The sequence below is a fragment of the Corynebacterium sp. UMB4614 genome, assembly GCF_030217065.1.
Taxonomy (GTDB): domain Bacteria; phylum Actinomycetota; class Actinomycetes; order Mycobacteriales; family Mycobacteriaceae; genus Corynebacterium.
In genome coordinates, this window is sequence record NZ_JASONC010000020.1 from 26,147 (window position 1) to 35,322 (window position 9,176).

Here is a 9,176-nt window from a genome sequence, read left to right on the forward strand (position 1 = left end):
CCGACAGTCCCCGCCGACGGCGGAAACTACGGGATCAGGCGGAAGATGAAGACATCCACCGTGACCGTGGCGTTCTTGTCCAGGGTGGCACCCTCGGACGGCTTCTGACGCGCCACCCGGTCCACCCGGCCCAGGTCATTCGTCGGAACATCCACGCGGCGCAGCTTATCCGGGGAGCCTTCCCAACCCGCGGCACGCAGGGTCTCGTAGACCTGGCCGAACTCCTTGCCCGAGACATTCGGCACGCGGAACTGGTTCCCGCGGGAGACCGTCAAGGTGACCTCGGAGCCCTCGCGCAGTCGGGAGCCCTCGTCGCTGACGCTCAGGACCTTGCCCTCCGGCTCCGTGGAATCGACCTCAATGACGAGCACCGTGAAGCCCGAGGCCTCCAGGTTGGAGCGCGCACCCTCGACATCCTGGCCCGTGACCACCGGGACACGAACTTCCTGCGGACCCGTGGACACCGTGATGGTGACCTTCGTGCCCTTCGAGACCTGCGAACCCTGCGCCGGGGACTGCTCAGTGATCTGGCCCTCCGGCACGGAATCGCTGGGCTCCTCCTTCACCCGGTTATTCAGGCTCAGGCCGGCTTCCTTCAACAGCTGCGCTGCCTCGGAGGTGTTCTTACCCGTCAGATCCGGAACCTCGGTGATCTCCTTACCGGAGGACACCACCAGCGAGATCTCCGTGCCCTTCGGCACCGAGCTATTCGGACCCGGCTCCGTGCGGATCACACGGCCGCGCTCGATATCGGCGTGCGGACGCTCCTTCACGCGCAGCTCCAGGCCCAGGTCGTGGAGCTTGCGCTCGGCCTCGTCTTGGGTGAGGTTCTTGACGTCTGGGACGTTGACCGTTTCCGCCGTCGCGGCCGACCGGTCCGAGGCGATGTACGCCCAGGTCCCGGCGCCCAGCAGGAACAGCACCGCGAGGATCGCCACGACCGGGATCCACCAGCGCCGTTTCGGTTCCTCGTCAATCAGCGGGGTTTGTGTGTCGGGGTAGGTGCCGTGGTCCGGGTAGGACGTCGGCAGCTCGCCTCCTGCACCACCCGCGCCGGCGGCCGCCGGGTACGCCCCCGCAGCCCCACCGCCGTTGGCACCAGCGCCCTGGTCCGAGGCGTGCTCGCCGTTCTGGGCGAAGTTCTGGCCGCCGAGGTTGTGTTCCGCCGTGCGCTCCGTGGCGCCCGCAGCACCCGCGGCGCCCAGGCCGGCAGCGCCGAGACCTGCGGCGGCGGCCGTGCCCGCACCCGAGGACTCATCCGCGCGGTGCCGACCCCCGCCCATATCCGAGGAGCCAGCAGCACCCGCAGGACCCGTGGCGCCCGGCAGCTTCGCCACCAGTGGCACCTGATCCTCGCTCAACCGGCGCAGGTCCAGCGCCATTTCCTTGGCGTCCGCGTGCCGGTCGTCGGGGTTTTTCGCCATCGCGGTGAGCACGATGGCGTCCAAACTATCCGCCTCACGGTGGGAAAGATGCATGCCCTCGACCGTCGACGGTGCCGGCGGGGCGTCCTGGACATGCTGGAAAGCCACCGAAAACGGCGACTCTCCGGAAAACGGCGGCTGACCTGTCGCCAACTCGTAGAACACGCAGCCAGCAGCGTAAATATCGGAGCGGGAATCCGCCGACTTACCCCGCGCCTGCTCCGGGGAGAGGTACTGGGCGGTACCGATGACCGCGGCCGTCTGCGTCATCGCAGAAGAGGAATCAGACAGGGCACGGGCGATACCGAAATCCATCACCTTCACCGCGCCGGTGTTGGTGATCATGATGTTCGCCGGCTTGATATCCCGGTGGATGATGCCCGCCTCGTGGCTGAAGTGCAGCGCCTCCAGGACCTGGGACATGATGGCGGCGGCATCCGTGAGCCGCATCTTGCCGTACTCCTGGACGATGTCGCGCAGCGTTTCGCCCTGCACGCGCTCCATCACGATATAGGGCACGGAGCCATCTTCCGGCGGGGTCTGGCCGGTGTCGTACACCGCCACGATTGCCGGGTGGTTCAGCTTCGCAGCGTTCTGCGCCTCGCGGCGGAAGCGCTCCAGGAAGTTCTCGTCGCGGGCGAGGTCCGGCCGCATCATCTTGACGGCGACCTCGCGGCCGAGGAGCTCATCGACGGCGGCATAAACGTCCGACATGCCACCAGTGCCGATCTTGGCACCTAGGTGGTATCGGCCACCGAGGATCGCCCCGTCACGGTCCACGACCGACCTCCTCTGATCTTCCAACTCACTGTGTACTGCCGCGGTACGGCTCGGGCGGGTGCCCGCCCGGAATCTGCTTCAAAGCCGGTAACTTTACCGCGCCACAGTTCCCATTACTACTTTAGTGTTTTCTTCGCCTCGGAAAGCCCGGTCGCGCAACTGGGCACCGGGCTGCGGCTAGATCGCCCGCAGCCCCAGCGCCCCGACCTCGCCATCGGCGGGGTTGGAGGTACCCGTGCCGGTTGGGCCCTCCGCGTTATTCCCCGGGTTGGGCTGCTCGCCGCCCGGGTCCGGAGCCGGCGGGACGGGGTTGTCCTCCGTCGGGGCCGTTGGCTGGGACGGCTGCGAGGGCTGGCGCGGGCTGCTCGGTGTGGGCTGTGTGCCCGTCGGTCTACCCGGCCGTGTCGACGACTGCCTGGGACGTTCCGGTCGGGTCGAGCTGGTCTCCCCGTCATCTGACCCATTGTCCTCGCTCGGCTGGGTCTTCTCCGGGCGGGGATCCACCGGCTGCTGCGGGACGTACTCCTCCTGGGTGGGGGAGGTCGTGACCTCGCTGGTCACGGTCTTCGTCTCCTGCTCCTGGGTCGAGGAGTTCGAATCGCTGAGCAGGAGGTAGCCGATCACACCCAGGCCGAGGGCTACAACCACCCCGAGCACGATCCACGGGGTCGCAGAGCCGCGCTGCCCGCCGCGACGACCCGCCGAGCGGGAGGACGCCGCCCCCGCAGCACCCGCGGCGCTGGCCTTGCGCGGCCCTTGGGCGGGACCCTGCCGCGGCGGGACAGCCGTACCCGGGCCCGACACGACCTGGCTGAGCTCCGCGTCGGAATCCTCAGGAGCAGCACCCCGGGCACCACCGTGAGCAGCGAAGACGTCCGTATGGGCGGCGGCGTCGGCAGCGGACAGGGCCGCCGGGCGAGGGGCCGGAGCCCCGGAAAGGACAGCGGCGGTGGCCTCCGCGAGCTCCTGGCCATCGGCGTAGCGGGCACGCGGGCTCTTGCGCAGGCAGGTGTTCACCAGCTCGCGCAGCGGGGCGCTGAGCTCCTCGGGCAGGGGCTCCGGCTGTTCGGAAATATGCTTGATCGCCACCGAGACGGAGGAGTCCCCGCGGAATGGCCGGTGGCCAGCCAGCACCTCGTAGGCCACCACGCCGAGGGAGTAGACATCGGAAGCGGCGGTGACCTCCCGGCCCTGCGCCTGCTCGGGGGAGACGTACTGGGCCGTGCCCACCACCATGCCGGTCTGGGTCAGCGGCACGGCCTGCGCGGCCTTCGCGATACCGAAGTCCGTGATCTTCACCGTGCCATCGGCGGTGAGCAGCAGGTTGGCGGGCTTGATATCCCGGTGCACCGTACCGGTGGCGTGGATCGCCGCCAGGCCCATCGCGGTCTGCCGGATCAGGTCCAAGGCCAGGGGCTCCGGCAGCTGGCGCTCGCGGCGCAGCACATCCGCCAGGCTCTCGCCGCGCACGTACTCCATCACGATGTAGCAGAACACCGCACGGGTCTCGTTCGTGGGCTGGGAGTCGTCCGCGGAAATCTCCCCGTAGTCATAGGTGGCGACCACATTCGGGGAATCGAAGTGCTCCGCGGCCTCCGCCTCGTTGCGGAAGCGCTCGCGGAACTCCGGGCTCTCCGTGTATTCGGGTTTCAGGATCTTGATGGCCACGTCCCGCTGCGCCACGGTGTCGCGGGCGAGCCACACCGTGGACATCCCGCCTCGGCCCACGATCCAGCTCAGCTGGTAGCGCTCACCCAATAGCCGCTGGGTGTACTCGATATCCGTGCGGTCCGGTTGGTGCTGCTCTGGGTGCTCAGTCATTTTTAGCGCTGCTCCTGCTCCGCGGCTGCGATGACGGCACGGCCGATTGGGCCTGCCACGGCGTTACCCGTGGCGCCCTGGCCCATGCCGCCACCGTTTTCCACCAGGACGGCGACGGCCACGTCCGCCTCAGTGGAAAACGCGATGTACCACGTGTGCGGGGCGGCCGCGCCGCGAACTTCGCCGTGCTCGGCGGTACCGGTCTTCGACGCGATGGTGGCCGAGCCGCCGCCACCGCGCTCGGAGCCCTGCATGAGCTCCTTGAGCTGCTCTGCCGTCTCCTTCGGAATCGCCCGGTTCAGCCGCTTTGGCTTCGTCTCCTTCAGGGTCTTCAGATCCGGGCCCGTGATCTTGGAGACCAGGTGCGGCTCCATGCGCACACCACCGTTGGCGATCGTCGCCGCGATCACGGCATTCTGCAGCGGGGTCAGGGAGACATCGCGCTGGCCGATCGCGGACTGGCCCAGGGCCGCCTTGTCCGGCAGGTCACCCAGCGTCGAGCGCTGCATGCCCAGCCCCAGGCCCTCGTAGCTATCACCCACGCCGAAGGCCTCCGCGGTCTTACGGAAAAGATCATCGCCGTGCTTGACGCCCAGTTCGACGAAGGGCACGTTGCAGGACTTCTCGAAGGCCACTCGCAGCGTGGTGGTCTCCCCGCCCGCGCAGCGCTGGCCGTCGTAGTTCTCTAGGGTCGTGACCGTGTCCGGCAGCGTGGTCTGGCTGGCGGCGCTGACCGGAGTATCCGCATTATCGCCGGCCTGTAGTGCGGCGGCGGTGGTGATCACCTTGAAGGACGAGCCCGGGGGTTGGGTCACCTGGGTCGAGCGGTTCAGCAGCGGGGAACCTGCGTCCTGTCTGAGGGCCTCGAAGTTCGCGGCCGCTGCCTCCGGGGACTGATCCGTGATCGCGCTCGGGTTATAGGAGGGCGTGCTGGCCATCGCCAGCACCGCGCCCGTCGAGGGGCGCAGGGCCACGACAGAGCCGGAGTAACCCTTGCTAGCCAGCTCGTTGTAGGCCACCTGCTGCACCTGCGGGCTTAAGGTGAGCTCCACATTCGCGCCACGGACCTCCTTGCCGGAGATCTGGTCCCACATACGACGAGCGAAGAGGCTGTCGTCCTCACCCGAGAGAATGGAATTCTGGCTGGCCTCGATACCGGAGGCACCGAAGCGGTCGGAGAAGTAACCCTCCACCGAGCCGAAGGCCTCTGGGGCGTAGACGTAGCGGCGGTTGTAGTAGCCGTTATCGTCCCGCACGGACTCGGCCAGTACCTGCCCGCCAGCGGAGATCTGCCCGCGCTGGCGCTGCTTCATGTCATAGAACTGGCGCGCGTTCAGCGGGTTCTCCGCCAGCTCCTTGGTCTGGAAGGCCTGAATATAGGTCAGGTTGATCAGCAGAATGACCGTCAAGATCATGCTGAAGATGGCTACGGCTTTAATCGGTCGATTCACGCGAGCTCACCTTCCGCGTTGTTCTGCGCAGCCCCCTGCTTCTCCTCGGACTTGGCATCTATCCCGCCGGACTTGCTGCCCTCGTCCTGCACCGCGCGCCGGGCGCGGGCAGAGTCGGAGATCCGCAGCAGGATCGCCAGCAGGATGTAGTTCGCCAACAGCGAGGAGCCACCGTGGGCAAGGAATGGGGTCGTCAGGCCGGTCATCGGCATGAGCTTGGAAATACCCGCCACGACAACGAAGACCTGCACCGCGACCGTCAGGGACAGGCCAGCGGCGACGAGTTTGCCGAAGGAATCGCTGGCGTGCATGCTCACCGTGAAGCCGCGGAGCACGAAGATTGCGTACAGAAGCAGGATCGCGGATAGGCCGATCAGGCCGAGCTCCTCGCCGAAGGCGGAGAGGATGAAGTCCGACTGCACCACCGGGATCAGCTCCGGATAGCCCTCGCCGAGCCCCTTGCCGGTGATCCCGCCGTAGGAGAGGCCAAACAGGGACTGCGCGAGCTGCAGACCCCGGTTGTGGAAGTCCGCGAACGGGTCCACGAAGTTCGCCACACGGGTCTGGATCTTGTCGGACACCTGGTACACCGCGACCGCGCCGACCGAGGCCAGCCCCACGCCGAGCACCACCCAGGAGGCGCGCTCCGTCACGATGTACAGCATCCCCAGCACGGTGGCGAAGAGAAGCAGGGCCGGGCCGAAGTCGTTCTGCGCGGCGGAAATGACCATCGCCAGTCCCCACACGAGGAACAGCGGTCCCATGTCGCGCATGCGGGGGAACTGTAGCCCCAGCAGGCTCTTACCCGTCACGGAGAACAGGCGTCGCTTGCTGACCAGGAGTGCGGCGAAGAACAGCAGCAGCAGGATCTTCGCGAACTCGCCCGGCTGGATGGAGAAAGGCCCGATAGAGATCCACACGTTGGCGTCCGCATTGAGGCTGGTCGGCCACACGATTGGCAGCGCGAGCAACACCAGCCCCACCAGGCCCATCAGATAGGCGTAGTCCTGCAGCGAGCGGTGGTCTTTCAGGAACACCAGCACCGCCACCAGCAGGCCAACGCCGATAACCATCCACATGATCTGCGACTTTGCCAGGGACATGCCCGTGGCCAGGTCAATGCGGTAAATCATCACCAGACCCAGCCCGTTGAGGAGAGCTGCGACGGGCAGTATCACCTGATCCGCGTCGGAGGCCACCCAGTTCATCACCAGGTGCGCGACCAGGAAGATGAGGAAGAACCCACCGACCAGCAGGAAGATGCTGGAGCTGAGCTCATTGCCCTGCGCCAGCTCCAGCGATACGACCGCCGTCAGGGTGACCACTGCGGTGAGCAGCAGCAGCCAGGCTTCGGTCTTTCTCTTAAAAAAGCCCTTGGTCAATTCACTTCACCTCCCGGCAGGACACGCCGGGGGTCGTCAGGTCCTCAGCGCCCTTCCTGGCGGTGCTCGTGGCTCGGTCTGCGCCGGGGCGCTTCCCATTGTCCTTCTTCTCGCGGGTGACACACACCGGCAGGGTTTCCTCTGCCAGGCGATTCACCTGCTCGACGACGGCCTGGTAGCTGTCCTCCGGCATGCTCTCGACGGTGCTTCGCGCCGAGGGGGTCAGGTCGGAGGTCAGGAAGAGGTGGCAGTCCTCGGGGGAGCCATTATCTGCGCCGATGAGTCGCACGGAGGCAGATTCATCGAGGCAGATCCGCTGGTGCGTGGAGTTCAGGGAGAGGCCCAGCAGGGAGCCGGGCACCCCGTTCTTCACGACGATCTGCTTGCCCTCCACGGCGACGAAGTAGGTCTCGCCGATCTTCTGGTAACCGAAGAATCCGGCGATTCCGAGCCCAACGACGAGGATGCATGCGACGACCAGGGCGATCCAGCCCCGTCCCCGTTTCTTTTTAGGGACGTCGGTTCCGTCTGCGCTGGTGGGTTCCGCCGCGCCGGATGCGGGCGCAGCAGCCGGCTCCGAACCAGGGTCGCCAAGGGTGGCTGCCCCAGCCGGCTCCGAAACCTCCTCGGGATCCTTCGGGGGCCGAGGTGCCCGCGAGCTCGTCACGCTGGCGCCACTGGCAGCGGCGCGGGCCGCGGGCGTATCGAAGCTGCGGCTCTCCTGCATAGTGGGGGAGGCAGCACCGGCGAGCACTGGGGTCTCCGGCAGCGGGCCGCGACCAGCAGAACATGCCGCGTTACCCTCGCCTGACGCGTCGTCCTCGACATCGGCGAGGTCCACAACATCCGCGACGACGACGGTGACGTTATCTGGTCCACCGCCGCGCAGCGCCATCTCGACGAGGCGATCGGCTGCGGTGGCAGGGTCGTAGGCGTTCAGAATGTCCCGCATCGTGTCGATGCTCACCGGATCGGAGAGGCCATCGGAACACAGCATGTAGCGGTCGCCCGGCAGCACCTCAAACTCCGTGAAGGTTGGCTCCACGGGCCGGCCGGTAAGCGCCTTGAGGATCAGGGAGCGCTGGGGGTGGGAGCTGGCGTCCGTGGCGTCGAGCTTGCCCTCGTCCACGAGGGTCTGGACGAAAGTATCGTCCTTCGTGATCTGCGTGAGCTCCCCGTCGCGCAGCCGGTAGGCGCGGGAGTCGCCGACGTGGCACATCGCGGCCTTAGCGTTGCTGAATAGGATCGCGGTGAGGGTGCAGCCCATGCCCTCCAGCTGTGGGTTCTCATCCACGTGGGAGGCGATGCGCTCATTGCCCTCATCCACCGCGCGCTCCAGCACGGAGGTGAGGCGGCGGCGCTCATCCGGCTCGTCCAGGAGCGGAGAGTCCAGCGTCCGCAGGGTGTCCACCAAGAAGCGGCTGGCGACCTCGCCGGCCGCGTGGCCACCCATGCCATCGGCGAGAGCCAGCAGGCGCGGGCCCGCGTAGGCTGAGTCCTCATTATTCGTGCGCACCAAACCGCGGTCGGAGGATGCGGCGAAATCTAAAGCCAAGCGCTGATCCGTCATTGCTCCATCCTCACCTGGGTCTGCCCGATCCGGACTTCCATTCCCTCGGCGAGCCGTTCCGGCTGGTCAATGCGTTGGCCGTTCAGCCACGTGCCGTTGCGGGAATCCTGATCCTCGATGAACCAGTCCCGACCCCGGCGGATGAGCCGGGCATGGGTGCCCGACGCGAAATCATCCTCCAGCTGCAGTGTGGACACCGAGGAACGGCCGATCGTGATCTCGTCGTAGCCCTGGAAGTTCAGTGTGGTCCCGGTCAGCGGGCCACTGGTGATGATCAGGGACTTCGGCGGATTCGTGCGGTGACGCGTGCCCCGGAAACCGCTGCTAGACGTGCCACCAGCCAGGCCAACATGGGGGGCGGCGTAGCCCATCGGCGCGCCACCACCAGCGGCAGCCCCGGGGTTCGCCGCGTAGTTCAGATCCTTGCGAAGCGCGCGGAGTGTCATCCAAATGAAGAACCACAGCAGCACGAGCAGGCCGATCTTGACCACTAGTAACAGCGTGGTGTGCACGGTCTTCACTCCTTATATATCGGGCATACGTGAGCAGACGGGCCGCAGGGGCGGCCGAAGTTGTCCGGGTTTTAACCCTAGTTTAGTGAGCAGACACGCGTATAGGGGGTGGAGTGAATAGCCAAGCCCTCACGAAGCCCCCGCAAAACCCCCGAGGCAATAATGAACTAGCCCCCGAAAGTTGGACTGGTTTAATTCTAGGCGGTGAGGGGTTCAAGGGTCTGATTCCGATATTG

General features: G+C 66.6%; 6 protein-coding genes. All 6 read right to left on the reverse strand.

Annotated elements, in window-relative coordinates:
• Nucleotides 1-26 precede the first annotated feature (26 nt).
• Nucleotides 27-2,204, reverse strand: a complete 2,178-nt coding sequence (gene pknB, locus QP413_RS08455; RefSeq protein WP_284759201.1) for a Stk1 family PASTA domain-containing Ser/Thr kinase — start codon at nt 2,202-2,204, stop codon at nt 27-29.
• Between the two features lie 177 nt (nt 2,205-2,381).
• Nucleotides 2,382-4,025 carry a serine/threonine-protein kinase gene (locus QP413_RS08460; protein WP_284759200.1) on the reverse strand — a complete coding sequence of 548 codons (1,644 nt, stop codon included), beginning with the start codon at nt 4,023-4,025 and terminating at the stop codon, nt 2,382-2,384.
• Between the two features lie 2 nt (nt 4,026-4,027).
• Nucleotides 4,028-5,476, reverse strand: a complete 1,449-nt coding sequence (locus tag QP413_RS08465) for a penicillin-binding transpeptidase domain-containing protein (RefSeq protein ID WP_070758890.1) — start codon at nt 5,474-5,476, stop codon at nt 4,028-4,030.
• Nucleotides 5,473-6,858, reverse strand: coding sequence for an FtsW/RodA/SpoVE family cell cycle protein (locus tag QP413_RS08470; RefSeq protein ID WP_284781440.1), 1,386 nt, complete (start codon nt 6,856-6,858; stop codon nt 5,473-5,475). Before QP413_RS08470 ends, QP413_RS08465 begins: the two co-directional genes overlap by 4 nt.
• Before the next feature lies 1 nt (nt 6,859).
• Nucleotides 6,860-8,428: a PP2C family serine/threonine-protein phosphatase gene (locus tag QP413_RS08475; protein ID WP_070758888.1), complete on the reverse strand. Its 1,569-nt coding sequence runs from the start codon at nt 8,426-8,428 to the stop codon at nt 6,860-6,862.
• Nucleotides 8,425-8,940 (reverse strand): FHA domain-containing protein, encoded by a 516-nt coding sequence (locus QP413_RS08480; RefSeq protein ID WP_012359325.1) that lies wholly within the window; start codon nt 8,938-8,940, stop codon nt 8,425-8,427. The genes QP413_RS08475 and QP413_RS08480 overlap by 4 nt, the downstream gene beginning before the upstream one ends.
• Nucleotides 8,941-9,176 lie beyond the last annotated feature (236 nt).